The organism is Microbacterium trichothecenolyticum, assembly GCF_000956465.1.
In the GTDB taxonomy this organism is placed as follows: Bacteria; Actinomycetota; Actinomycetes; order Actinomycetales; family Microbacteriaceae; genus Microbacterium; species Microbacterium trichothecenolyticum.
Map to the genome: position 1 here is coordinate 228,856 of NZ_JYJA01000037.1, position 24,147 is coordinate 253,002.

General features: G+C 67.0%; 26 protein-coding genes and 1 pseudogene. 5 read left to right on the forward strand and 22 right to left on the reverse strand.

Going from position 1 to position 24,147, the window contains the following annotated elements; translation table 11 throughout:
* Positions 1-25: 25 nt before the first annotated feature.
* Positions 26-1,039 (reverse strand): diacylglycerol/lipid kinase family protein, encoded by a 1,014-nt coding sequence (locus RS82_RS14070; RefSeq protein WP_342666942.1) that lies wholly within the window; start codon positions 1,037-1,039, stop codon positions 26-28.
* Entirely contained in the window at positions 984-1,829 is an 846-nt protein-coding gene (gene ppk2 / locus RS82_RS14075; RefSeq protein WP_045300459.1) for a polyphosphate kinase 2, read from the reverse strand. Before ppk2 ends, RS82_RS14070 begins: the two co-directional genes overlap by 56 nt.
* 533 nt (positions 1,830-2,362) lie before the next feature.
* On the opposite strand from ppk2, the gene RS82_RS14080 reads away from it, so the two are divergent.
* Complete coding sequence (locus tag RS82_RS14080) at positions 2,363-2,788, forward strand: DUF6153 family protein (RefSeq protein WP_052676843.1); 426 nt, start codon at positions 2,363-2,365, stop codon at positions 2,786-2,788.
* A gap of 91 nt (positions 2,789-2,879) precedes the next feature.
* The gene (locus RS82_RS14085) at positions 2,880-3,464 is read left to right on the forward strand and encodes a DUF305 domain-containing protein (protein WP_045300460.1); all 585 of its coding nucleotides are present in this window, start codon (positions 2,880-2,882) and stop codon (positions 3,462-3,464) included.
* A gap of 265 nt (positions 3,465-3,729) precedes the next feature.
* On the opposite strand, the gene RS82_RS14090 is transcribed toward RS82_RS14085, so the two are convergent.
* Positions 3,730-4,473 carry a phosphatase PAP2 family protein gene (locus tag RS82_RS14090; protein WP_045300462.1) on the reverse strand — a complete coding sequence of 248 codons (744 nt, stop codon included), beginning with the start codon at positions 4,471-4,473 and terminating at the stop codon, positions 3,730-3,732.
* Positions 4,474-4,709: 236 nt separating this feature from the next.
* On the opposite strand from RS82_RS14090, the gene RS82_RS14095 reads away from it, so the two are divergent.
* Both RS82_RS14095 and RS82_RS14100 read left to right on the forward strand, forming a co-directional pair.
* Entirely contained in the window at positions 4,710-5,384 is a 675-nt protein-coding gene (locus RS82_RS14095) for an SDR family NAD(P)-dependent oxidoreductase (protein ID WP_045300464.1), read from the forward strand.
* Positions 5,385-5,647: 263 nt separating this feature from the next.
* On the forward strand, positions 5,648-5,842 hold the full coding sequence (locus RS82_RS14100; RefSeq protein ID WP_045300466.1) for a hypothetical protein: 195 nt from the start codon (positions 5,648-5,650) through the stop codon (positions 5,840-5,842).
* 645 nt (positions 5,843-6,487) lie between these two features.
* On the opposite strand, the gene RS82_RS21120 is transcribed toward RS82_RS14100, so the two are convergent.
* The 11 genes from RS82_RS21120 to RS82_RS14150 form a co-directional block, all read right to left on the reverse strand.
* On the reverse strand, positions 6,488-6,664 hold the full coding sequence (locus RS82_RS21120; RefSeq protein ID WP_084695656.1) for a YegP family protein: 177 nt from the start codon (positions 6,662-6,664) through the stop codon (positions 6,488-6,490).
* A gap of 270 nt (positions 6,665-6,934) precedes the next feature.
* Positions 6,935-7,561 carry a 3-hexulose-6-phosphate synthase gene (gene hxlA, locus RS82_RS14105; RefSeq protein WP_045300468.1) on the reverse strand — a complete coding sequence of 209 codons (627 nt, stop codon included), beginning with the start codon at positions 7,559-7,561 and terminating at the stop codon, positions 6,935-6,937.
* A 23-nt stretch (positions 7,562-7,584) separates the two neighbouring features.
* Positions 7,585-8,157 carry a 6-phospho-3-hexuloisomerase gene (gene hxlB / locus RS82_RS14110; RefSeq protein WP_045300470.1) on the reverse strand — a complete coding sequence of 191 codons (573 nt, stop codon included), beginning with the start codon at positions 8,155-8,157 and terminating at the stop codon, positions 7,585-7,587.
* 29 nt (positions 8,158-8,186) lie between these two features.
* Positions 8,187-9,455 (reverse strand): Glu/Leu/Phe/Val family dehydrogenase, encoded by a 1,269-nt coding sequence (locus RS82_RS14115; RefSeq protein ID WP_045300472.1) that lies wholly within the window; start codon positions 9,453-9,455, stop codon positions 8,187-8,189.
* A 135-nt stretch (positions 9,456-9,590) separates the two neighbouring features.
* Positions 9,591-10,916 carry a flavin-containing monooxygenase gene (locus tag RS82_RS14120; RefSeq protein ID WP_045300474.1) on the reverse strand — a complete coding sequence of 442 codons (1,326 nt, stop codon included), beginning with the start codon at positions 10,914-10,916 and terminating at the stop codon, positions 9,591-9,593.
* Positions 10,917-11,096: 180 nt separating this feature from the next.
* Complete coding sequence (locus RS82_RS14125; protein ID WP_045300476.1) at positions 11,097-11,741, reverse strand: amino acid ABC transporter permease; 645 nt, start codon at positions 11,739-11,741, stop codon at positions 11,097-11,099.
* Entirely contained in the window at positions 11,741-12,382 is a 642-nt protein-coding gene (locus RS82_RS14130) for an amino acid ABC transporter permease (RefSeq protein ID WP_045300478.1), read from the reverse strand. The genes RS82_RS14125 and RS82_RS14130 overlap by 1 nt, the downstream gene beginning before the upstream one ends.
* 1 nt (position 12,383) lies before the next feature.
* Positions 12,384-13,169: an amino acid ABC transporter ATP-binding protein gene (locus RS82_RS14135; protein ID WP_045300479.1), complete on the reverse strand. Its 786-nt coding sequence runs from the start codon at positions 13,167-13,169 to the stop codon at positions 12,384-12,386.
* 56 nt (positions 13,170-13,225) lie between these two features.
* Positions 13,226-14,095 (reverse strand): substrate-binding periplasmic protein, encoded by an 870-nt coding sequence (locus RS82_RS14140; RefSeq protein ID WP_045300481.1) that lies wholly within the window; start codon positions 14,093-14,095, stop codon positions 13,226-13,228.
* Between the two features lie 77 nt (positions 14,096-14,172).
* Positions 14,173-14,895 carry an SDR family NAD(P)-dependent oxidoreductase gene (locus tag RS82_RS14145; protein ID WP_045300483.1) on the reverse strand — a complete coding sequence of 241 codons (723 nt, stop codon included), beginning with the start codon at positions 14,893-14,895 and terminating at the stop codon, positions 14,173-14,175.
* Positions 14,892-15,608 (reverse strand): SDR family NAD(P)-dependent oxidoreductase, encoded by a 717-nt coding sequence (locus tag RS82_RS14150; RefSeq protein WP_045300485.1) that lies wholly within the window; start codon positions 15,606-15,608, stop codon positions 14,892-14,894. Before RS82_RS14150 ends, RS82_RS14145 begins: the two co-directional genes overlap by 4 nt.
* 124 nt (positions 15,609-15,732) lie before the next feature.
* Between RS82_RS14150 and RS82_RS14155 the strand changes: the two genes are divergently transcribed.
* Positions 15,733-16,662 (forward strand): LysR family transcriptional regulator, encoded by a 930-nt coding sequence (locus RS82_RS14155; protein ID WP_045300487.1) that lies wholly within the window; start codon positions 15,733-15,735, stop codon positions 16,660-16,662.
* 82 nt (positions 16,663-16,744) lie between these two features.
* On the opposite strand, the gene RS82_RS14160 is transcribed toward RS82_RS14155, so the two are convergent.
* From RS82_RS14160 to RS82_RS14190, 8 genes and pseudogenes are all read right to left on the reverse strand, one after another.
* On the reverse strand, positions 16,745-18,301 hold the full coding sequence (locus tag RS82_RS14160; RefSeq protein WP_211255939.1) for a hypothetical protein: 1,557 nt from the start codon (positions 18,299-18,301) through the stop codon (positions 16,745-16,747).
* Between the two features lie 89 nt (positions 18,302-18,390).
* On the reverse strand, positions 18,391-18,795 hold the full coding sequence (locus RS82_RS21870; RefSeq protein WP_245619614.1) for a type 1 periplasmic-binding domain-containing protein: 405 nt from the start codon (positions 18,793-18,795) through the stop codon (positions 18,391-18,393).
* Between the two features lie 54 nt (positions 18,796-18,849).
* Positions 18,850-19,059: pseudogene (locus tag RS82_RS22055) on the reverse strand (LacI family DNA-binding transcriptional regulator); the annotation flags it as partial.
* Positions 19,059-19,688: a hypothetical protein gene (locus RS82_RS14170; protein ID WP_239065591.1), complete on the reverse strand. Its 630-nt coding sequence runs from the start codon at positions 19,686-19,688 to the stop codon at positions 19,059-19,061. The gene RS82_RS14170 and the pseudogene RS82_RS22055, both read right to left, overlap by 1 nt.
* A gap of 3 nt (positions 19,689-19,691) precedes the next feature.
* Positions 19,692-20,576, reverse strand: a complete 885-nt coding sequence (locus tag RS82_RS14175; protein WP_045300491.1) for a carbohydrate ABC transporter permease — start codon at positions 20,574-20,576, stop codon at positions 19,692-19,694.
* On the reverse strand, positions 20,573-21,520 hold the full coding sequence (locus RS82_RS14180; RefSeq protein WP_045300493.1) for a carbohydrate ABC transporter permease: 948 nt from the start codon (positions 21,518-21,520) through the stop codon (positions 20,573-20,575). The genes RS82_RS14175 and RS82_RS14180 overlap by 4 nt, the downstream gene beginning before the upstream one ends.
* Before the next feature lie 69 nt (positions 21,521-21,589).
* Positions 21,590-22,924, reverse strand: a complete 1,335-nt coding sequence (locus RS82_RS14185; RefSeq protein ID WP_045300495.1) for an ABC transporter substrate-binding protein — start codon at positions 22,922-22,924, stop codon at positions 21,590-21,592.
* 110 nt (positions 22,925-23,034) lie between these two features.
* Positions 23,035-24,105, reverse strand: a complete 1,071-nt coding sequence (locus RS82_RS14190; RefSeq protein WP_245619615.1) for a LacI family DNA-binding transcriptional regulator — start codon at positions 24,103-24,105, stop codon at positions 23,035-23,037.
* Positions 24,106-24,147: the final 42 nt, after the last annotated feature.

The window sequence follows — 24,147 nt, forward strand, 5'->3', positions numbered from 1 at the left end:
GCGGACCCCGCAGCGCCCATCGACACTAGCGGGTATCGGTGATCAGCGATCGCACGCGGAGGGCGGATGGCTGGATCGTCACCGTGAATGCGCGAGCGTCGCCGGCCTCCTCGCCGTCGATCTCGAACGCGTGCGCATCAGGAAGTGCGATGGCAACCTTGCGAGCGCGACCGTGCTCGGTCGAGTCGGTGCTGGTCGGTTCGTCGGACGTGTGGATGAGTCTCTTCAGCCCGTTGTCCCACACCATCGTCTTCAGCGTCCCCAGCCACTGCGCCAGCCCTTCCGCGCTCAGCACGAGATAGTCCAGCTCGCCATCTGACGGGTCTGCGTCCGGGACAAGCCGCATGCCGCCCTGGAGCGTGCCGCAATTGGCGACCAGGACAGTATGACCTTCCCGGTCCTGCGCCGCCCCGTCATCCGTGGTGATGGTGAACGGGATGACGTCGCTGGCCGACCATGCTCGTCCGAGCGACTCGACGTACGCGAGCCATCCCGCTTTGTCTTTGAGATCGTCGTCGGTCTCGGCGAGCATGTGGGCGTCCAACCCGAAACCCACCATGACGACGAACGCGTGCCGTTCAGGGCCCCCCTCGCGCTCGATCTCGACCCAGCCGACGTCGATCGGTCGAGCTTCACCCGCCAGAGCGAGCTCCAACGCCGCCGCGAGGTCGTTGATGGGGATATCGAGGTTGCGCGCGAAGAGGTTGCCGGTGCCGAGCGGGATGATCGCCATCTCGGCGTCGGCTGATGTGCTCGCGAGATGCTCGGCGACTGCCCGGACCGTGCCATCGCCACCGGCGACGATCAGCACCTCCGCACCCGCCGCGAGGGCCGCCTCGGCAGCACCCTGGCCGGGATCCTCCTCCGTTGTCTCCCACCACCGCACGTCCTCGATCGGGGCCTCCCCCCTGGCTTGCGCGAGTTCCGCTTCGAGGGTGTCGCGTTCGATCTTGGACGGGTTCCAGACGATCGCAGCCCGCATCTCAGGCGGCCTTCTTCGACTTGGCGGCACTGAGGTCGGCGGCGATGTCAGGGACATAGTTGAACTGGTCTGCGGGCGGTCGCTCGTAGCCGTCGCCATCCGGCCGATCGGGGATCGATACTTCGTCGAGCTCGAGCCGCCCGTGGGGAATGGCGCTGAGCAGGTGGCTGATCACGTTCAGCCGAGCACTCCTCTTGTCGTCGCTCTCGACGGTCCACCACGGCGATTCCTTGGTATCCGTCGCAGCGAACATCGCGTCCTTCGCACGCGAATAGTCCTCCCAGCGAAGAATCGACTCGAGGTCTGTCGGCGACAGCTTCCATCGACGCATCGGATCACCGACTCTGGAAGCAAAGCGCGCCTGCTGTTCGTCGTCAGAGACGGAGAACCAGTACTTGATCAGGATGATCCCGTCTTCGATGAGCAGATGCTCCACGACCGGAGCCTGGCGCAGGAACTCCTGGTACTTCTCCTCGGTGCAGTACCCCAGGACACGCTCGACCCCGGCCCTGTTGTACCAGGAGCGATCCATCAGCACGATCTCCCCCGCGGTGGGCAGGCGCTCGATGTAGCGCTGGAAGTACCACTGCCCGCGCTCCTTCTTGGAGGGCTTCGGCAACGCGACCACGCGCGCGTGCCGCGGGTTCAGGTACTCCATCACACGTTTGATGGCCCCGCCCTTGCCCGCTGCGTCGCGACCCTCGAAGAGGACGAGCACGCGGTTCCCTGACGAAGCGACCCACTGCTGCATCTCCACCAGCTCGGTCTGCAGCCGCTCCAGCTCCGCCTTGTACAGCCGCTTGTTCAGACGTTTCACGGACGACTTCTTGGCGCTCTTCTTGGTCACGGCCGAAGCGTAGCGAGTCCACCCTGCCCGGGGACAGGGGGTTCTCTCCCGCCGCGGAATGTGCATTCCGGACTCGGGTCAGGCGGCACAGCGGCACCCGCGACGTCGGCGCGGGCGAGAGGCCGTCGACGGACCTGCACAGCGTGCCGACCGCGGCAGACGAGCCCGAACTCACTCACCCTCTACCTTCGTCTGCCGCGATCGCGATTCATCTCTGCTCGCGCGTCTCCTCACGCACGACCGTGCCCGATGTCGAGTGCTGGCTTCGCGATCGGCGTGCCCGCACCGAACAGCAGCGCCGCCACCAGGGCGGCCCGGATGCCGGGGTTGCGCAGCGAGGTCACTCGCACGAATCCAGGCTGCGCGTGGCGCCTGGCGTGGTCGTGCCCGTCGATCTCGTGCTCGGCTTCCGGCCGCCCGCACCGGCCGTCGCCGTCGTGTGAAGCCCAGATGGCACCGCAGCAGGCATCAGCGATACAGACCAGCTTCACGTCATCTGCGTCGACGATTTAGCCTGGACCGGAGGAGGTGACATGTCGATGATCGCCCTCGCGCATCACCTGCGCCGCAGCCCAGGCGGGCTGCGCCGTTCCGTCTTGCTGCTCATCGGTGTCACCGCTGCGATCATCGTCGGGCTGCTCGCGATGCACTCCTTGAACAGCCACACTGCGCCCGCGGAACCGACGGCGGTGGTGTCCGTCCATGACGCGAATGCCACCGATCACGGCACCACCCAACCGGCGACGGAGGAGCATTGCAGCGACTGCGGCGGTCACACGAGCATGCTGGCATTGACTTGCGTCCTCGCCTTTCTGGTGGTCTCGCTGTTGCTCCTGTTGCCACGACTTGGCATCACCCGGACAGCGGCGCTACGCCGCGCCGGCCCCTCCCCGCTGTCCTGGGTGACACCGCTCTCGAAACCACCGTCTCTTCTCGTTCTCTGCATCAGTCGCACGTGATACGCCCTCGCTGACCCTTCGCAGGTCAGCAGAGCTTTCGCGCGCGATCACTCGGATCGTGCACGCCACCCAACGACTGAGGAGAACTCAAATGAAGATCCGTGCCGCGGCAGTTGCCGCAATCACGCTGACCGCCCTGATCGCCCTGGCCGGCTGCGCCAACACCACCAGCAATGGCGGCATGCACGACGACATGCCCGGAATGGGCGCATCCGCATCGGCTGCCGACGTCAACCAGACCGACATCCAGTTCACGATGATGATGATCCCCCACCACCGGCAGGCCATCGAGATGTCCGACGTGATCCTCGCCAAGGACGACATAGACGAGCAGGTGACCGCCCTCGCCGAGCAGATCAAGGCCGCTCAGGGGCCCGAGATCGAGCAGATGGAGTCGTGGCTCGATGACTGGGGCACCGGAATGGGTGACATGGGCGGGATGGGCGACGGCATGATGTCCCCTGCCGACATGCAAGCCCTCGAGGGCGCCAACCGCGATGAGGCATCCCGTCTGTTCCTCGAGCAGATGATCGAGCACCATCAGGGCGCGATCGAGATGGCGCAGAACGAAGTCGACAACGGACAGAACGCCGATGTGCTCGCGCTCGCGCAGAACATCATCACCTCGCAGACCGCCGAGATCGCCACCATGGAGGAGATCCTCGCGAGCCTCTGACTTGCCGGGGCCGGTCGGAATCCCGGCCGGCCCCGCTCGCAGAGCACGCCGGCATGGACGCTCACTCGCACCGCGCACTCACAGCTATCCGTTCGCCGGCGACGGTCAGGGATTTCTTGCCGCTGATCAGTTGTCTTCATCGACGATTGCACGTCCCGGTTCGGTCGAGCTCGAATGGGTACTGGTCAGTTGCCGTCATCGCTTTTGCGCTGATGCCCGGCCTTGCCGTCGTTCCCCTGCACAACCGGCGCCTCGCGGCCGCTGGTCAGTGTGAGCCCTCTCCAGGCTGAGGGATCGCCGCCGCGGAGGGTGCAACCTTCACCCAAATCGGCGGATGTGGTTTGCGGCGCTCGCGATAGAGCACAAACGCAAACGGGGCCCAGATGATCACCGCAAGACCGACTCCGACCAGCATCCCCCCGACGGTGTCGGATATCCAATGCGCTCCGAGGTAGGTGCGGCTCAGCATCATCAGAAGTGTGTAGGCGGCTCCCACGATCCATACCCACGTCCGCCAGAAGATGATTCCCAGCGTTGTGGCGATGAGCGCCGCATTCGCGCTGTGGCCGGACGGGAACGAGCCGACGTCGGCCGCGACGAGGATATCCGTCGGACGCGGACGACCCACGAGGTTCTTTATGACGAGGACCACCAGCGCGCTCGCGATCGAGGCACAGCCGAAATAGAGCGCCGCCCACGGCCGTCGCCAGATGAGCAGCCCGGCGATGATGACCAGCGGAACGATCGCGACCCCGCTGATGCCCCCGCCGATCCAATTCAAGGCCAGCGCGGGGACCGTGAACACCGGCGCGCGAGCCTCGACCAGTTCTCCCATCCACTCCACCTCGAAACCGAACGGCTTGTCCGCCTGGCGATAGAAGATCACCGCACCGAGCAGAACGACAAGCAGCAACGCGCCGGCCGCCGACACCACCCACCACAGGCGAGCGATCTTCACCGGCGCTGGAGCTGCGCCGTCAACCAGCTCCGAGACGTCTTCGTCATCCATCTGCTGATCGTACGTTCAACGGTCGTGGGGAGGGCCGGCGAACACGGGCGACGGTCCATCCCACGACGTCCTCGTTACGCGGCGCGGAAGCATCGTCCCGCGCGCTGCGGGACGGCTTCTGACCCGCGGATCCTCAGTCGGCCATTGGGGGGTTCCCTCGGTGAGGACGATAGCCTGTCGCCCACTCTGGCCAGCGCTATGGTCGAGACAAGACCCATGAATCGAAGGAATCTACCGTGCCTGTTATCGCGATCATCGGAGCTGGACCGGGACTCGGAGCGGCCGTTGCTCGAAGGTTTGGGCGCGAAGGCTTCTCGATAGCCCTGATCTCGAGGAACCAGTCGAAGCTTGACGCGATGGCTGCGGAGCTCAACGCCGGAGGCGTGATCGCCCGTGGGTACGCCGCGGACGTTCGAGTGCCGACCGCGCTTGGGGAAGCCCTTGCACGGGCCGCGGCGGAGTTGGGACCCATCACCGCGTTGCAGTACAGCCCCCTTCCGGCGCGTGAATACCTGAAGCCGGTCCTCGAGATGACCCCGGAGCTGGCACTGGAAGCGTTGCAGTTCTCGGCCCTCGGGCTCATCCACGCAGTGCGTGCGGTGCTGCCGGCAATGCGCGGGGCCGGAGACGGCAGCGTCATCCTGATCAACGGCGGAACATCGGTGAAGGCACGCGCCGACTTCGCAGGCACATCGGTCGCGTTCCCGGCCGAGAGCGCCTACGGTGAGATGCTCCACGACGCACTCGAGGGTGAGGGCGTCCGAGTCGCGCAACTCGTGATCCCGGGATCGATTCCCAAGCTTCAGCTTGTCAATGGCATCGACGACGTCGCCGATCGCATCTGGGACCTCCACGCCGTCGCGGGTCCGTTCCGCACCATGCTCATTCCCCTAGAGGACGGCAGAGAGTAGGACACGCTCTTACGGGTGACCGTGCAGTCGTCGACCTCGGGCCAGCACGCTGAACGGGCCGCCGCTCCGAGCAGGCGTGGGATCATTGCCCTCCGCTTGCCGCTGTCACCGCTCTCGACGTTGCGGCGATCGGTCCGCCTTTCAGGCAGGCTGTCGCAGTGAACGACCCATCGCCGGGCGGCGATGGGCGGGTTCGGTGCAGCCCGCCTGGCTCCGGCGTCTGACGTGCGATGGGTGTCGCGTTCGCTCGGTAGAGTTCGAGCATGGAGACGAAGTCGGTCGGCGCTCTTGCGGCGTGTGTCGCGGGTCTCGCCGTTGTTCTGTGCGTCCTGTCGGTGGCGTTGGAGTTGCCGACGGCCGTTGAGATCGCCATGATCACTGGAGCTCTCGCGCTGCTGGCATCTGCGGGTGGGTTGATCGGGGCGGCTGTGGTGGCGCAGAAGAAGTCGGGCGCGTAGCGCGGCCGACGCCCGGTGGCCCCTGGGCAATGAGTGCGTCAAGGACGCTTCGAGCGCGTTGACGACCGGCGTGAGTGGGCTGGGTCTCGGCAGTTACTCCCCCTGGGCAGTACAGCTGGCCGGCCGGCGGCTTTCAACACCAGGTCTTCGAGTCCGTGACCGGAATGTGGGCGAGGACGAGCCTCACATGCGTCGTCGCCGAAGGCTCGGGAACGCAAGACGAAGTGCTCAAGCTCCTGCGCCGGAGGTCTGACACGACGAAACCCCCGGAGTTCCGGGGGTTTCGATCTGTAGCAGGAGCGGGGCTTGAACCCGCGACCTCACGATTATGAGGACTGACCCTGGGTCTGCCGTCGACCCGATATGGTCCGATAACCGCGGAAATTCGCGGATCTGGCCATGTCTCCAGACGCGCCGATCGGCGCCGTTCTGCGCGGTTCGTGGGCAAACTGTGGGCACGCGCAGCCCCCGCCGAGCCACCTCGTTCGACACTGAGCGCCCATGGCAAGGTGCCCCTTGAGTCACTGAGATCGACGGCCGGGGTCACCCTGACTGCGCTGGCTCGTGTCCTTGCCATCAGGGGACTCCGTGTTCGAGTGCGGCGGCATGCGCGGCCGCAGTCGCGCCATAGACCCTGTTCAGGGTTCAGGTGAGATCGACGACCGGGGAGCTGGCGTTCGATTTAACCGACTCGATCCCGCTCTGCGCACCAGACTTGGAAACATAGGACTCGGAAGTCGCGACGACTTCTCCATTCGCGGCCTTCAGACGAAATCGGAAGCCATCCGCCGAGTCCTTGTACAGCTCGTACTTGCCGGCCATGATCTCTCCTTCTTCGCAGGTCAGTGCCGGTTTTATCCTGTCCGAGCGTGGGCGTGGAGGCAACGGCTTTTGCATGCCTGAGTTTTCGACAGTGGACGCGTGGCGGTCAGCGGCTGAAATGAGCGCCTTCTGAACCGTCTGATCCGTAGACAAGCGGGATACGAGGCGGATTCCGTGTGATTCCGCGGATTTCATGGGCAAGTGCACACATGCGTGCACACATGCTGACATCGACCGGGGCCGGGCGCTGCGCACCCGACCCCGCCCGGATCAAACGGTGATGCCGGCGCGAAGGAGCGCCGCGGCCTCAGCCACGTTGTCGGCGCTGTAGATCGCACTGCCGGCGACGGCGATGCGCGCCCCCGAGGCCTGCACCGCGGCGATGCTCGAGACGTTCACACCTCCGGCGACGGAGAACGGCACTCCCCCTGCCTCGCCGTCGCGCAGCAGGCTGTCGAGCGAGTAGCCGGGCTGCGCTTGCTCGTCGAGGCCGGCGTGCATCTCGACGAACTGGGCGCCGAGGTCCACGACCTGCTTCGCGCGGGTCGGCTTGTCGGCGACGCCGATGAGGTCGACGACGACGCCCTTGCCGTGTTTTTTCGCCGCTTTGACAGCGCCCGCGATGGTGCTGTCGTCGGCTGAGCCGAGAACGGTCACGAGGTCGGCGCCGGCGCCGAAGGCGATGTCGGCCTCGAGCTCGCCGGCATCCATCGTCTTCAGGTCGGCGAAGACCACCTTGTCGGGGTGCGCCTGCTTGATGGCGGTGATCGCGGAGAGCCCCTCGCTCTTGATGAGCGGGGTGCCGAGCTCGAGGATGTCGACGTGCGGCGCAGCGGCCGCGGCGAGCGCGAGCGCGTGCTCGGTGGTCAGGGTGTCGATGGCGAACTGCAGCTTCATAGGGTTCCTTTCGTTTGCTGCGGTCATTCGAGGTTCGCGTGGCGGGGCCACAGGTCGTCGGCGGTGGCGCCCGAGGCGAGCCACAGCGTGTGGAAGACGGCGTCGCCGATCACGACGACGGCTTGTTCGAAGAGACTCCCGGCGTATTGCGCCGAGGCAGCTCCGGAGCGGTCGAGCTTGCCGGCCGCCGGAACCACGACGGTGGCGACGGATGCTGCCGCCAGCGGCGAGTCCGCGTTCGCGGTGATCGCGACCACGCGGGCGCCGGCGGAGACCGCGTTCTCTGCCGCGCGCACGATGCCGCCGGTGGTGCCGGAGCCGCTCGCGGCGAGGAGCACGTCGCCGACGCCGATGGCGGGGGTGGTGGCGTCGCCGACGATGTGGACGGTGAGACCGAGGTGCATCAGGCGCATCCCGGTCATCTCGAGCGCGAGGCCGGACCGGCCGAGCCCGAGCACGAACACGCGGCGGGCGCCCACGAGCTCGGCGGCGAGCGCGGCGATTCGATCCGCGCGCTCGGACGCGAGATGGCCGATCACGCCGCTCAGCTCGTCATCGATGAGCTGCAGGGCACGCGCGTTGGCGGTAGGTGTCATAGACGAAGGACTCCTTGCGGGGATGGTGATCACGGGTACAGGCCGCGCAGGCGGTGGGCGTCGGCGACGCGCTCGACGGCGATCACGGTCGCCGTCTGGCGGAGGGAGCGTCCGGTGCGCTGCGCCTGGGTGTGCACGTGCGCCCAGCTCTCCGACATCCGTTCCCGGAGGCGCTCCTCGACCTCGCGGCTCGTCCAGCGGTAGGCCTGGTTCGCCTGCGCCCACTCGAAGTAGCTGACGATGACGCCACCGGCATTCGCGAGGATGTCGGGGACGACGACGATGCCGCGCTCGCGGAACACGTCGTCGGCTTCGGGCGTCGTCGGGCCGTTGGCCCCTTCGACGACGATGCGCGCCTGGACGCGGTGGGCGTTGCCGGCGTGCAGCACTCCCTCCACGGCGCACGGTGCGAGCACGTCTACGCGCAACTCGAGCAGCTCGGCTCCGTCGATCGGCTGGCCGCCGGCGAACCCGACCACCGATCCGGTGCGGGCGACATGCGTCTCGAGGGCGTCGATGTCGAGCCCGCCGTCAGCGTGGAGCGCTCCGTACTGGTCGCTCACCGCGACGACACGGACTCCGGATGCCGCGAGCAGGCGCGCCGCGCCGGCACCGACCTTCCCGAAGCCCTGCACCGCGGCGGTCGGGCGATATGGGAGCAGCCCGTAGGAGCTCAGCGCCTCGAGGGCGACCACGGTCACGCCCACGGACGTGGCGTCGGCGCGGCCGAGGGATCCCCCGAGCGCCAGCGGCTTACCGGTGACGGTGCCCGGGAGGGTGACGCCGCGGCCGGTGGAGACGGTGTCCATGATCCAGGCCATCGTCTGCTCGTCCGTGCCGATGTCGGGTGCCGGGATGTCGCGCTCGGGGCCGATGAACTCGCCCAGCTCGCTGGCGTAGCGGCGGGTGACCCGTTCGAGCTCGGCCTGCGAGTGTGAGCGCGGGTCGATCGTGACGCCACCCTTCGCCCCGCCGTAGGGGATGTCGACCAGCGCGCACTTCCACGTCATCCACATCGCGAGAGCGCGCACCTCATCGAGGTCGACGCCGGGGCTGAAGCGGATGCCGCCCTTGGCGGGGCCGCGCGACAGGTTGTGCTGCACACGGTGGCCCGTGTACAGCACGATCGACCCGTCGTCGCGCCGCAGCGGCACGCTGACGGTCATCTCCCGGCGGGGCCGGGCGAGCATCTCGTAGAGGCCGTGGTCGAGCTCGAGGTACGCGGCGGCGTCCGAGAGCTGGCGCCGCGCAGAGGCGAGCGGCGAGGTGATGATCGGGATGGGGGCGGTGAGCGTCATTGCAGTTGCCTTCTTCGTATCGATCGGATCGGTGGGTCTGACAGGCGGGCGTCGGTCAGTCGTAGCCGAGGACGACGACAGCCTCGGTGATGGGGTCCCACTGGTCCTCGATCGCCGACGCGTCATGCGGGTCCATCACGCCACCGCCTCGGGCACCGGGTGGCTCTCGCGGATCTCGCGGGCTTCCGTCTCGCGGGCGGCGGCGAAAGCGTCGAGCAGCCGCTCGGTGTCGGCCATCTGGTCGTTCCAGATCGCGCGCACGATGTCGATGCGGTGTTCGTCGTCCTGCAGGCCACCGAGGTACGCCGCGACGCCGGCGAAGCCGCCGTCGGCCGCCTCGTGCAGCGCGATCATACGGATGGCGAGCTTCGCCTGCACCCCGTAGACCGGGATCTGCGGGCCTCGCGGGGCCGCCATGCCGATGTAGTAGAGCTTCTCGAGGCCCTTCGGGACGACGCCTCCGGCGTAGCGGAGCGGCGCGCCGTAACGGCGCTCGACGAGCTCGTCGGCCAGGAACGGCAGGCTTGAGTGGAAGCCCGTCGCCCACAGGATCGTGTCGTACTCGCGGGCAGTGCCGTCGATGAAGTGCACGGTGGCGCCGGCGATGCGCTCGATGCCGGGGCGCACCGTGACGCGGCCGTGCTGCAGCCAGTAGAGCAGCAGGCTGTTGACGACCGTGCTGCCCTCGGCGAGGGTGCGGTGCTTCGGCACGGGAAGTCCCGGGTAGTCCTTGGCCTCGCCGATCGAGACGCGAGCCAGTAGCCGCGAGATGAGGTCCTGCTCATCGGGCGCGAATTCGGCCAGCCAGGCGACCTCCTGCCGCGGGACGCCGAAGTACGACTTCGGCTGGAAGTAGGTGCCCTCGCGGATCACGATGTCGACGTCGTAGCGGTGCTGGGCGGCGTCGACCGCGAGATCGCAGCCGGAGTTGCCGGCGCCGACGACGAGCACGCGCGTGCCGTCGATGTCGCCGGTGTTGCGGTACGACCCGGAGTGCACCTGCGTGCCGGTGAAGTCGGCCGCGACCGCGGGTGTCCTCTGGTCCCACAGGTGCCCGTTGCCGACCAGCACGCCGTCGTAGTCGATGCGCTCGCCGGTGTCGAGGGTCACGGTCCAGCCGGCCGATCCGACGGGGCCGTCGGTGGCGATGGGCGTGACCGAGACGACGGCGGTGTTGAACCGGATCACGTCGTAGAGGCCGTGGTGCCGGGCGTACGACTCGATGTACTCGCGCACCTGGTCGCGGCGCGGGAAGTGCGGGTAGCCGGCCGGCATCGGGAAGTCCTCGAAGTGCGTCATGTCGCGCGAGGTGATCAGGTGCAGGGCGTCGTAGTCGGTGTGCCAGTGGCCACCGACCCGGTCGGTCTTCTCGAAGCAGTCGGCTTCGTACCCGGCCTGGCGCAGCTGCTGCAGGGCCGAGATGCCGGCGGCGCCGGCACCGATAACCGCGTAGCGGGTCATGTCGTTTCCTTCGTTTTGGGGTGTTCGTGCTTGTGAACGACGTTATGAGCGTGTGCGGCAGAGGGAAAGACTCAGTCTCTGATGAGAGATAAAGGTTTCTCCTATGGCATTTTCAGGGCAGGAAGACGGATGCTGCACCCCGCCCGAACGGCGGGGTGCAGCATCCACGAACCGGCGTGTTCAGGCGTGCGCGCGCGAGAGCCGGCGTTCGACGCCGACCGAGAGCCACGTGGCCGGAACAGCGATCGCGGCGTAGATCAGGCCGGTGACCGAGTAGACGGCAAGGTACTCGAAGGTGATGTTGCTGATCTGGTACGCCTGGCTCATCAGTTCGTTGACCGAGATCGAGTAGGCGAGCGATGTCGCCTGGAAAGACATGATCGCCAAGCCCATGAGCGCTGGGATCGCCGATCTCAGCCCTTGCGGCAGCACGATGCGCGTGAACGACGTGGAGCGCGGCAGCCCGAGGGCGGATGACGCCTCCGTCTGCCCGCGCGGCACCGACTGGATGCCGGCGCGGATCATCTCGGAAGAGTAGGCGCCCGCCGAGAAGGTCAGGCCGATCACGGCCGCCCAGAAGTTCTCGAACAGGATGCCGAGGGCCGGGAGCCCGAAGTACACGATGTACAGCACGACGAGGGCCGGGATGCCGCGGCCGATCTCGACGACGATGAGCGCTGGCCAGCGCAGCCACGGCCGCACCGAACTCACCCCCAGCGCGAAGACGAGGCCGATCGCGTAGCCGAAGACGACGGAGAGCACCGTGAGCTGCAGGCTCACGACGAGTCCTTGCAGGAGTCGCGGGAGGTATTCGACGATGTCCATCACTGCGCCTTCCTCAGTCGCGTATCGAGTCGTCGCGCCGCGATCGCGATCGGGATGCTGACGATCAGGTACACCGCCGCGGCGATGAAGAACGGCAGGATGCCGGCCGTCGCGGGGTTCTGACGGGCGAACATGTTCGCTGCGAACACCATGTCGGCCACCCCGATCGTGGAGGCGATCGACGAGTCCTTCAGCAGTGACAGCAGGAGCGTGGTGATCGACGGGAGCGCGGTGCGCAGCGCCTGCGGCGCGAGGATCCTGCCGAACGTGGTGCGGGTGCCGAGGCCGAGCGCGGCCGCCGCTTCGCCCTGCCCACGTGGGAGCGTCGTGAAGCCGCCGCGGTAGATCTCGGCGAGGTAGGCGCTCGAGATGATCCCGAGGCCGATGACTGCGGCGGTGAGCGAGTCGAGCCGGATCGAGCCGATCTGCACTCCGAAGTAGATGAGGAACAGCCACACGATGGGCGGGATGCCGCGGATCAGGTCGACGACGAAGCGGATGGTCGCGCGCAGCGGCGCCCACTTCGACCGCAGGCCGAGCATGATCGGGACGCCGCCGATCGCGCCGATCACGAAGGCCAGGGCCGTCACGAGCAGCGTCATCGGCAGTCCCATGAGGACGGCAATGAGTGCGTCCTGCATGTCAGCGATCCAGCACGGCGCTGAGGAAGCGACGGGTGCGCTCCTCGCGGGGGTCGGCCATGATCCGGGCGGGGTCACCCTCCTCGACGATGTGCCCCTCGGCCATCACCACGAGGTGGTCCCCCACGTCGCGGGCGAACGACATCTCGTGGGTCACCACGATCATCGTCATGCCCGCGTCGGCGAGCTCGCGCATCACCGCGAGCACCTCGATGCCGACCTCGGGGTCGAGCGCGCTCGTGGGCTCGTCGAAGAGCATCGCGCGGGGGTCGAGAGCGAGCGCCCGGACGATCGCGATGCGCTGCTGCTGGCCGCCGGAGCACCGGCTCGGGTGCTGGTGTGCCTTGTCCTTCAGGCCGACGCGTTCGAGCAGTGTCAGTGCACGCGCCTCGGCCTCTTCGCGACTGCGTCCGAGGATCTTCTCCTGAGGAAAGGCGACGTTTCGCAGGACCGAGAAGTGCGGGAACAGGTTGAACGACTGGAAGACCATGCCGACCTGCCGGCGCAGCTCGAGCAGCTGTCGGTCCTTGACCTTGCGGCCGGCCTCGATGGTCTGAGTGCCGACGGTGATGGTGCCCTTGTCGGGCGTCTCCAGCAGGTTGACGCAGCGCAGCAGCGTGCTCTTGCCGGAGCCGGAGGGGCCGATCAGCGCGGTGACGCTGCCGGGTTTGACCGAGATGGAGATGTCGTCGAGCACGAGGTTGTCGCCGTAGCTCTTCGACAGGTGCGAGATCTCGACACCCGCATGGGCGATCGCGTTGCTCTGGGTGATCAGTCCGGGGTTCATGGGGACTCCTCGGGAATGGTGCCGGGCGCCGGCATCTCGCCGGCGCCCGGATCCTGTCAGCGGATGGAGGTCTCGGCGACGTCGGCCGGTACGAGCAGGCTGGCCGGCAAGTCGTAGTCGGCCAGCACCTCCTCGAGCGTTCCGTCCTCACGGAACTGGTTGATGTGCTCGCTGATCGCATCCGACAGCGCCGAGTTCTCCTTGGCGATCGGGAACGCGATGATCGGCATCGAGGTGGTGATCGCGATCCGCTCGTCGACCTCGGCCGGCTCGACCTTGTAGTCGGTGCCCGCGTAGGCGACCGTGGCGACCGCGTAGCCGTCGAGCGCGGCCTGGATGCGCCCGCTGAGGAGGTCCTGCTTGGTCTCGACCGTGCCCGGGTAGGTCTTCAGGTGGTCGCCGAGCACGGCGCTCATGTCGGCTTCCCACGAGAACCCGGCGACGCTGCCGACATCGCCGGCGGACTCCAGCTCGGTGACCGTGGTGAGGCCGTCCTTGGAGATGATGCCCATGCTGTCGTAGAAGGTCGGCGCCGTGAACCCGACCTGCTCGGCGCGGGCCTCGGTGACGTACCAGCCGCCAGTGATCAGGTCCGCCTTCTTCTGCTCACTGATCATCGGGATGCCGTTGGCGTACGTGATCGGCACGAATGCGATGTTCAGGCACTCGGCCGCCGCGATCTTCTTGACGAGGTCGATCTCGAGCCCTGCCGCGTCAGACCCCTTCGTCTGGGTGTAGGGCAGGTTCTCCGGGACGCCGACGGTGAGGGTGCCGGCGGTGTAGGTGGTGAGGCCGTCGTGGGCGGGCTCGCAGCTCGCATCGACGGTGGATGCCGACGCGTTGGCGCATCCGGCGAGTGCGAGGCCGGCGAGGCTCAGGGCGGCGATGGCGGCCGCCATTCGGCGCGGGAAGGTGCGGGTGTTCATCGGGTTCTCTTCTCTGTGGGGGTGGTGCTGTGGGTGCGGGTGGTGCGGGTTTCTGATCGAGGGCGGACGGGGACGTGTCAGACGGCGGTGAGGCCGCCGTCGATGGTGAAGACGGAGCCGGTGACGAACGACGCGGCAGGCGAGATCAGGTACTCGACCAGCGGCGAGATCTCGTCGGCGTGCGCGCGGCGGCCGAGCGGCGTGAGCGAAGACGTCCCTCCGGCGGGCTCGTCGTCGTTCATGGCGGTCGAGACGCCTCCCGGGCAGATGACGTTGACGCGGGCCCGCGGTGCGAGCTCGACGGCCGCGACACGGGTCAGAGCGATCACGGCGGCCTTCGACGCCGCGTAGGCGCTATAGCCGGCGCTGCCGACGAGCGCCGCAGTGGACGACACATTCACGATCGATCCGCCGGTCACGAGGAGCGGGGCGATCGCGCGGATGCCGAGGAACGCCCCGTGCACGTTCACCCGCTCGTGCAGCCGCCAGCTGTCGAGGCTGGTGTCGGCGATGGCGCTGTAGCGCAGGATCCCGGCGTTGTTCACGAGCGCGCGCACCCGGTGCTTCGCGCCGGACAGCTCGGCGGCAAGCTCCGCCCACGACTCCTCGTCGGTGACGTCGAGGTGGCGGTACACCGCATCGCCCCCGGAGGCCCGCAGCACGGCGGCCGTGTTCTCGCCCTCCTCGTCGAGCACGTCGGTGAGCACCACCCGGGTCCCGCCGCGTGCGAGGTGTGCGGCGTGGGCGGCGCCCTGGCCGCGCGCGGCACCCGTGATGACGATCGTGTCGGGGGCGCTCATCGGATCACATCCCCGCCCGAGAGTACGACTGTCTCCCCGGTCATGAACGCGACCGCGTTCGGCGTGGAGAGCAGCAGCACCCAGTCCGCGATCTCTTCGGGCTGTGCGACCCTGCCGAGCGGAATGCCGGCGGCGGCAGCATCCATCCGTCCCGTCGCGGCGTTTCCCGGCGTCGCGACCCAACCCGGCGCGATGCCGTTCACCCGGATGCCCGCAGGGGCCAACTCGAGGGCCAGAGCCTTCGTGAGCATCACGACCGCAGCCTTCGAGGCGCCGTAGAGCAACTGGCCGGGCGAGACCGTGAACGCGTCGACCGATGCGAAGTTGACGACGGCAGAGCCGTCGACCAGCCGGGGGCGGGCCGCGGCGATCACGTTCAGGATGCCGAGCACATTGATGTCGAAGATCCGCCGGTAGGTCGCCTCGTCGTAGGTCTCGAGGCTCGTGGGAGGGTAGACGCCGGCGATGTTCGCCACGGCGTGGATGGGCTCGCCGGCCGGCAGCAACTCCCCGAGGACGCGCTCGAGGGCATCGCGGGAGCGCACATCTGCGACGGCGGAGAGGTATGCCCCGGGCTCGCTCCCGTCCACGCCGCTCTCGACGACATCGAGGCCGACGACCCGCCATCCCGAGCGCAGGAACGTCTGGACGGTGGACAGCCCCATCCCCGATGCTGCTCCCGTGACGACGACGGTGCGCTGAGTGCCCTGCATGTGAGTTCCGACCTTTCGCTGCGTTGTTCGCTGTTGGGAACCCAGTGCACCAGTCCAGAAAAGGCAGGGCAATGCTTTGTCTCAGATGGTAGACATAGGTTGAACCTTGAGAAAGGAGCCCAGGATGGCGCTTCCCACCGTCCGCCAGCTCGAGTACTTCGTCTCGGCGGCCCGTGTCGGAACGTTCGCGGGAGCGGCGGCCGAGCATCACATTGCGCAGCCCAGCCTCTCGGAGCAGATCAGTGTGCTGGAAACCTCGCTCGGCGTGGCGCTCTTCACCCGGACGTCACGACGACTGCTTCTGACCGATGCAGGCAAGCAGCTGCTCCCGCTCGCCGAGCGCACGTTGAGCGATGCGCGGGAGTTCTCGGAGTGGAGCAGGCGGCTGCGATCGCTCGAAGAGGGCACTGTCTCGTTCGGCACCTTCAACAGCGCGCACCTGTATCTGCTCACCGATCTGATCCGCGAGTTCCACGAGCTGTACCCCTCGGTGCGCATCCAGGTGGTCGGACTCAACTCGTCAGAGGTGGCCGACGAAGTGCGCGAGGGGCGGCTCGAGGCCGGGCTGGTGCAGCTGCCGATCGACGACCGCGAACTCGAGCTGACGCCCTCGGTGTTCCGCGATCAGGCCGTGTACGTGTCGCGGAACCCAGAGCACACAGTCGGGCCGATCGACATCGTGACCCTCGCCTCGCGCCCCCTCATCCTGTCCGAGGCGCGGTGGTCGCACGACGACCCGCTGCGTGTGTCCCTCACCGAGCGCGCACAGCGCGAGGGCGCCGTCATACACCCGATCGTCGAGGTGGAGTTCCAGACCCACGCACTCGAACTCGCCGCCCAGGGCGTCGGGGACTCCCTGGTCTCCTTCCACGTCGGGCGCCCGTTCATGAAGGCGCGCGGCCTCTCATGGGCGCCGCTGGACCCGCCCATCGTCGAGCACTACGCCTTCGTGACACGTCGGGGCGGCGCCATCTCACCGGCCACGGCGCAGTTCATGCGGCTCGCGCACCGCATCCTGCAGCGCATCGCACGGGAGGCGCCCTCGATCTCCTGACGAGGCAAGCCCGTACGTATCGGACGGATGACCATCGGGGGCGTGTACCGAGAACGGTCAAGCCTGCTGGCAGGCGAGGGCGTCAGACCCGCGCGCTACGCGAAGCAACTGCCTCCGCGTGAAGCGTCACTCCGTCAGCGTCGGCCGCCTCGAAGACGACCTCCGTGTCGCCGAAGCGCTGCGTCCAGCGGTCGGGCGAACCGAGGTGCGTCGAGATCGCCAGTTTCGCGTCATCGTCGTGCAGCAGGTCGTCGTAGACGATCCAGGCGCCCGATCCGACCCGTTCACGATCTCCACCTGTGGGACCGGCCAGCCACCGAGGGATGACGACGACAGCGCCCGACTCGGCACGCCGTCGCAACAGGTCACGGGTCCGTGCGGGCAACCGTGTACCAGCCACGACGATCAGCTCTGGCTCCCCCAGACGGTCGGGCGTGACCGTCTCGTCGAATACGAGCGTGTTGCGGACGGGATGGAAGAGCGGGTGCGTGTGCGTGACGGTTTCCGCGCCCTGGCTCAACGGGAACGTGGAGCGCGGGATGCCGTTGAGCGCATGGCGCGGGAACGTGTAGCGGTCGATGTGCATGCAGCTCCCGTCCGGCGGTATCGATCCGTGGCTCAGCAGGTGCCAGGCGGCGAAGACGCTCTTCGACGCTCGTGGGGCGGAGGCGCCGCGATTGCCGAACGGCAGCGTGCCGCGTCCGAAGTTGCTGTCTTCTGCGTGGATCAAGACGATGTCCGGTCGGGCATCAGCGAAGCTCCATTCGAGAGGAGTGCGCGGGATGAAGTCGCGCACGAACTCGTCCCAGACGTCTCCGAACTCGGTCCGCTCGAATCGATCGTGGCCCCGGTGATGGATGAGCACATCGATGTTCTCGGTGAAGAGGTGCGACGGGGCGAAGAGATACCCCATGCGGAGCGCGGACGCATACTCGGCCGGCGCGTGACCGGGGAAACCCGGCGCGCGGGTGAACCACGGCCCGACGTCAGGACCCCACAGATCGGCACACACCCAGAAGTCGCGCCCGTACTGGAGGGCGGCACCGAGGGCGGTCGAGAGTTGAAGGGGTTGGAACGACTCCTTCATGATCTTCGGGGTCGGCGTCATCCCTCCGCGGGCGAGCGTGTGGAAGAGGACAGGGAACACCTGCTCCGCCAGCACGGGGACACGGGCACCCGCACCTGTCGTGGCGGTGTCCACATCGTGAACGATCGCCGCGGCCGAATCCGCGACCCGGTCGGCGGCCGCTTCTGCCGCGAGCCCGTCGGTGGAGGCGAAATGCGGGTGGAAGGCATCCTTCCGGTACTGATCTGCGTTGATCTGGAGGTGCTCCGGCTCATCGTAGAGTACGCCGATGAGACCGCCCGTCGCCGCAGCATCTTCCAGTAGCTCTGCCGGCACGTCCCAGCGGTTGGTCCCGGGCACGAACGGCCCGTTGATGTTCCCGTACTCGTTGCCGAGGACGAAGTCGAGACCGGCGCGAGCGGAGTCGTACAACATCTGCGCCTGGCCTTGGAGGCCGGGGATGACGTGGTGGACATGGAAGTCGGCACCCAGATCTCGAAGTAGGGAGAGGTATCCCGCGACGGTCGGCGTCGGATCCTGTGAGTCGAGACGCACACCGGTGCCAGTCCGCATGATTGCATCCGATTCTTCCTTCGCCCACGGGTCTTGCCATGCGACGACGGGTCCCTGGATTCCGAGTCGAGGGCGTGAGGGGTGGTCTGTCACGATTGTCCTTTCAGATTCCGATCGGATCGGCTGCTCGAAGACCGCTCGGCGAGCATCCGTACGGCGAGGCGGCGACCGTATTGCCATAGTCCGGACGACTCCGCGCAGTGATCTCGTCGCACCGCCTGATCGATCACGATCACGGAACCGCCCTGTGATTGGTACTCCACGACCTCTGCCTTGACGGCATCGTGGATGGTCTTGTCTCTGGGCACGATCACGAAGATCCCGCGAGGCCTCTCCCCGCGGACAGCGCGGAGCACCGCAAGGCCCTCGTCCGACGCAAGCCGGCAGACGGCGACGCGAACCGCGTATCCATTCAGCTCAGCTCGCTCATGGATTCCCATCGCGATCTCCATGGACTCCGGATCGGTGAGCGAGTCGACGACGATCGCGACCATCGTGGAGTCGCGTCGCGCGGTTGCTTGAGCGTGGAGATCTACCGAGTATCCGAGTCGCTGTGCTGCAGCGCGCACGCGTTCTTCGTTCTCCGGGAGCACCGATCGTGCTGAGCCGTTGAGGACTCGCGACGCCGTCGACTGCGAGACACCGGCGGCTCGGGCGACGTCGACCAGGGTGGCACCGACGTCCTTCGAGCCGATCCCGTGCTCGAGTTGCCTGTCTCTCCGGCGACCGATGGCAGACCGCCGAGCCGCGGCAATCATCACCTCGTCCGCATCTCCACGGCCCGCGCAGCGAGCACCAACAGCCCTGGAACAAGAACGACCAGCGGCGCGAACATCCACACGATCAGGAAGCTGAGCCCGAGCGCGAGCACCAGAAGAAGCGAACCGCGTACGTCCCTCGCCGCGGACTCGGCGGCGGTCCGAACAAGTACGCTCCACCGCGAGTCGGGTTGCCACGCTGTCGTCGCCCTGAGGAGCACGACGGCAGCCACCGCGCCGAACGCGACCGACACCCAGCGGAAGACTTCGCCGCCCGGCATATCGGCTGTCATCGGGCTGGTCAGGGTGATGGTGATCGCGGCGAACCCGGCCGCGCTGAGCACTCCCCATGCCCAGCCACCGCGGAGCGCACGCCAGAAGTCGCGGACGAGGGCGAAGAGCGAGTCCGTCTCCCCCTCGACGTGGCGACGCAGGTGCGCCGCCCCCGCTGCCATGGCAGGCAGCGCGGTCACCCCGGGCAGGGCCAGGAGCGCGACCGCCAAGCTCACCACGATCGTCTCCGCGAAGAGCCCGAGGCTCTGGCCCGAGAGGGCGCGAGTGATCCTCCGCGCCCCGCCGCGCCGGGGCTTCTTGCCTGCGTTCGCCACGGGAGTGCTGATGGTGGCCATCCGTCAGCCCTTCAATCCCTGGGTGGCGACACCGTCGACGAGGTACCGCTGGAAGATGAGGAAGAAGAGGAACACGGGGATCAGTGCCAGGACGGCCATCGCCATCTGGGCGCCGTAGTCGGCTCCCGAGGTCTGGTCGACGAACAGGCGCAGCGCGATCGGGAGGGTGTAGAGGTCCGGGTCCTTGAGGTACAGGAGTGGCCCGAGGAAGTCGTTCCATGTCCAGATGAATGTGAAGATCGCGCTCGTCACCAGGGCGGGCTTCAGCAGCGGCAGCATGATCGCCCAGAACGTGCGGTAGTGGCCTGCTCCGTCGATGCGCGCAGCCTCGTCGAGTTCTGGCGGAAGTCCTCGCATGAACTGCACCATCAGGAACACGAAGAACGCTTCCGTCGCGAGGAACTTGCCGAGCAGCAGCGGCGTGTACGTGTTCACCATCCCGGCCGCGTTGAACATGATGTATTGCGGGATGATCACGACGTGGAACGGCAGCAGCAAGGTGCCGATCATGATGGCGAAGTACACCGCCCGGCCGGGAAAGTTGATCCGGGCGAACGCGTACGCGGCGAGCGCGGACGACAGCACAGTGCCGATGACCGCGAGAACGGCCAGGATCACGGAGTTCTGGAAGAACGTCCAGAACGACACGCCCCCGATCCCGCTGAGCGCCTTCGTGTAGTTGTCCAAGGTGACTTCGCTCGGAAGGAGTTGGGCGGTGCCGCCGATCTGCTCGGAGGGCTTGAATGTCGAGAAGAGCATCCAGGCGACCGGATAGAGGATCACGGCGAGGATCGCCAGCACGATCAGATGGAAGACGACCTCGCGCACCGTCCAGCGTCGGCGGGGCTTATTCGTCCGGGTGGTCACGAGCAGCTGCGTTGCGCTCATCGTCCTTCGTCTCCTGCGTAGTGCACCCAGAATCGGGAGCTGCGGAAGTAGATCACTGTGATCACGGCGATCACCAGCGTGAGGACCCAGGCCATAGCCGAGGCGTATCCCATCTGGAAGTCGCGGAATCCGCGGAAGTAGAGGTAGAGGGTGTAGAACAGGGTCGATCGCGCCGGGCCGCCGGTGCCTCCTGAGATGATGAACGCCGACCCGAAGATCTGGAACGCGTTGATCGTCTCCAGCAGCAGGTTGAAGAAGATCACTGGGGACAGCATCGGGATCGTGATGGCGCCGAACTTGCGGATCGGGCCGGCGCCGTCGACGGATGCCGCCTCATACAGCTCCGCCGGGATCTGCTTGAGTCCCGCGAGGAAGATGACCATCGGGCCGCCGAACTGCCACATCGTCAAGAGGATGAGCATCGGCATGGTCATGTCGGGATCACCGACCCAGCCGCCGGCGGGGAAGCCGAAGAACTGCTGGATGCTGTCGACCGGACCGTCATCCATGAACAGCGCTTTCCACACGACCGCGATCGACACGGAAGCGCCCACCAGGGACGGCAGGTAGAACGCAGAGCGGTAGAAGCCCGTGGCCCGGAACGTCGCGTTCAGGATGAGTGCGACCCCGAGAGCGGCGGCCAGCTTCAGCGGGGTTCCGAGCACCACATACGTTGCGGTGACCTTCCACGCCTGGTGGTAGTCCGGGTCGTTGAAGAGCCGGATGAAGTTGTCGAAGCCGACCCACTCAGGGGCGGTGAAGAGGTTGTAGTCGGTGAAGGCGAGGTAGAGCGAAGCGACCATCGGACCCGCAGTCAGCAGCAGGAAGCCGACGAGCCATGGCCCGAGGAAGACGTAGGCGGCGCGGATGTCCTCCCACTTGCGGCGACGTTTCCGTGGCGGCGCAGGAAGCTCGGGAGGTTCGACCACGGTTGGTGCGGTCATTTCAAGAGTCATGGTGTCTCCAGGATCAGGTGGACGGCGCGCGGTGCCGCGCGCCGTCCACATTGATCATCAGCCCAGGGCGATCTCGGCTTCAGCGAACCAGCGATCGGCAGCCTCGTCCGGGGTGGTGACCCCGTACGACACGTCTCCCGAGATGGCCACGAAGGTCTGCTCGAGCGTCCCCAGACCCTTGACGGCCGGAGGTGAGGCACCGTCGAGCTTGTCGGTGACCTCCTCCTGGTACGCGAGGATCTGCGCGTCCAGCTCCGTCGCCTCAATGCCGTCTGCGGCCGTCTGCGATGCGGGAACACCACGCGACATTCCGAAGATCGCGCCGACCTCGGGGTCGTTCACGAGGAAGTCGATGAACTTGGCGGCGTGCTCCGGGTGCTCCGAGTTTGCCGCAATCGAGAGCATGAGGCCCGGCTTGAGGAACATTCCGGTGTTGTCCTCATCGTCGTACGGGGGCATCACCAGGGAGAGCTCCGGCGCTGCGGGGCCTTCGCTGAAGCGCGGGAGGAAGTTCGCCCAGCTGACATCGGTGGCGACCTCACCCGATCCGAGCGCGTCGACACCGTCGAGCTGTGCCTTGCGCTCCTGCGGCATGACGGCTCCGGTTTCGTTGAGAACCGTGCTGCGCGACCACCAGTCCACGAGGTCGCTCTTGTCGAACCCGAGCTCGCCATCCTCGATCAACGAGAGGCCCTGCTGGCCGAGCCAGATCTGGAAGAGCCAGAAGTACTGGGTGTAGTCCTGACCGCCGTACACGGCCGGGTCGTTGGCCGCTCCGGCTGCGCTCACCTCAGCGAGGAACTCGTCCCACTCGTCCCACGTCACCTGACCCTCGGGCACCTCGACCCCGAGCTGCTCCAGGAGCGGGCCGTTGAACAGGGTGGCCAACGTGCTGCTGGATGACGACAGGCCGAACACCTCGTCGTCGACCGCGCCGGCATCCACCAGAGAGGGATCGATCGCGTCGACGTTGATGAGGTCGCCGAAGTAGTCGTCGAGAGGGACGACGTGGCCGAAACCGCCGTACTCGGCGAGGTACGCGAGGTCCATCTGGAACACGTCAGGCAGGCTGCGACTGGCGGCCTCCGTGTTCCGAGCCGTCCAGTAGTCACCGAACCCTGCGAAGCTCGTCTGGATGGTGATGTTCGGGTTGGCCTTTTCAAAGATGTCGATGGCGGCTTCGTATCGCTCGGCGCGGCTGGCGTCGCCCCACCACGCGAAGTTGAGTGTCACCTCCTCGTCAGGGTCGAGGGTGGCGGCGGGCTCTTGCTCGCCCCCGCCGGCACAGCCGGTCAGAATCGCCATCGCGCCGATCGCGAGGGCACTCCCCGCCGTCAAAGCGAAACGGCGCCGTCGAGCTGCGCCGACGCTCTTGAATGCTCGGGATGTCATCGGAGCCTCCTTGCTCAGTTGCCTCATTCGCCCACTCGGACACAGTGAGGGGCGTGCGAGATGAATGTACGCACGATGGTGTGCATCTAGAACCAAGCGCACAATTTCGCTCAAGCTCTCGCGCCGCAGGACTCTCGGACGGTGAGTCGCGGAAGTATCGCGAGGTTCCGCGGAGCCCGATCGCCGTCGCCGGCTTCCGACACTCGGTGCATCACGGTGCTCAGAGCCTCGCCTCCGAGGTCGCGACGTGGAGCGGTGACGGCACTCAGAGGGACCAGGGCGAAAGCGGCCGTGTTGTCGTCGTACGCGACGAGCGCGAGATCGTCCGGAATTCGCAGCCCACGATCCACGGCGAGTTCGACGATTCGCGCGGCTTCGACATCGGTGTGAACGAGTGCTGCGGTGGTCCCGGACTCGAGGCACTCGTCGATGAAAGCGGCCAGTTCGATGTCCAAGCGCCCGTCGTGCTCCTCATCGCGCTTCGGCAGTGCACGATACGGGGCCGACTTCATCCCGAGCCGCTCGATAGCGCGGGCATACCCTTCACGAATGAGGGGCGCGGTCGCGGTGCGTTCAAGAAGGGCTATTCCCACACGCTCGTGGCCCAGTCGGTGCAGATGCTCCACTGCGAGGACCGCTCCCCGAGCGTGGTCGCTGCGCACACTGTCGAACGACGCCAACGCGGTCGATTCCAGCCGGCGCTCCAGGAAGACGACCGGAACGGGCTGTTGGCGCACCCACTCAGCGAGCTCTTCTTCCGTCTGTTCCCTCAGGGTGGGTGCGAGGATGAGCCCCTTTACTCCGGCCTCGACCAGTCGCTCGGCCTGTCTGCGCTCGACATCCGGGTGATACTGCGACGTGGCCAGCACCAAACGCGCTCGCAGCGCATGGGAGGCGGCATCCATGCCACGAATGATCATCGGAAAGTGCCCGACGGTCCCCGGAACGACCACTCCGATGTTCGTGAGCGCGGACTGCGGCACGGGCGGTGCGGTCGCGGCGATCGCACCGCCGTGTACACGAACGAGCCTCCCTGCCTCTTCGAGTTCGTCCATGTCTCGTCGGATGGTCATGGGCGACACTCCCAGTTCCTGGGCGACACCGGTCGCGCTGACTGTTCCGTGTAGCTCGATGTGGCGCAGGATGTGCTCGTGTCGAGCTCTCGGCAGCGAGGTGCTCACAGTCAATTCCACTCCTTTGCGGATCCTGATGCTTGTTCAGCG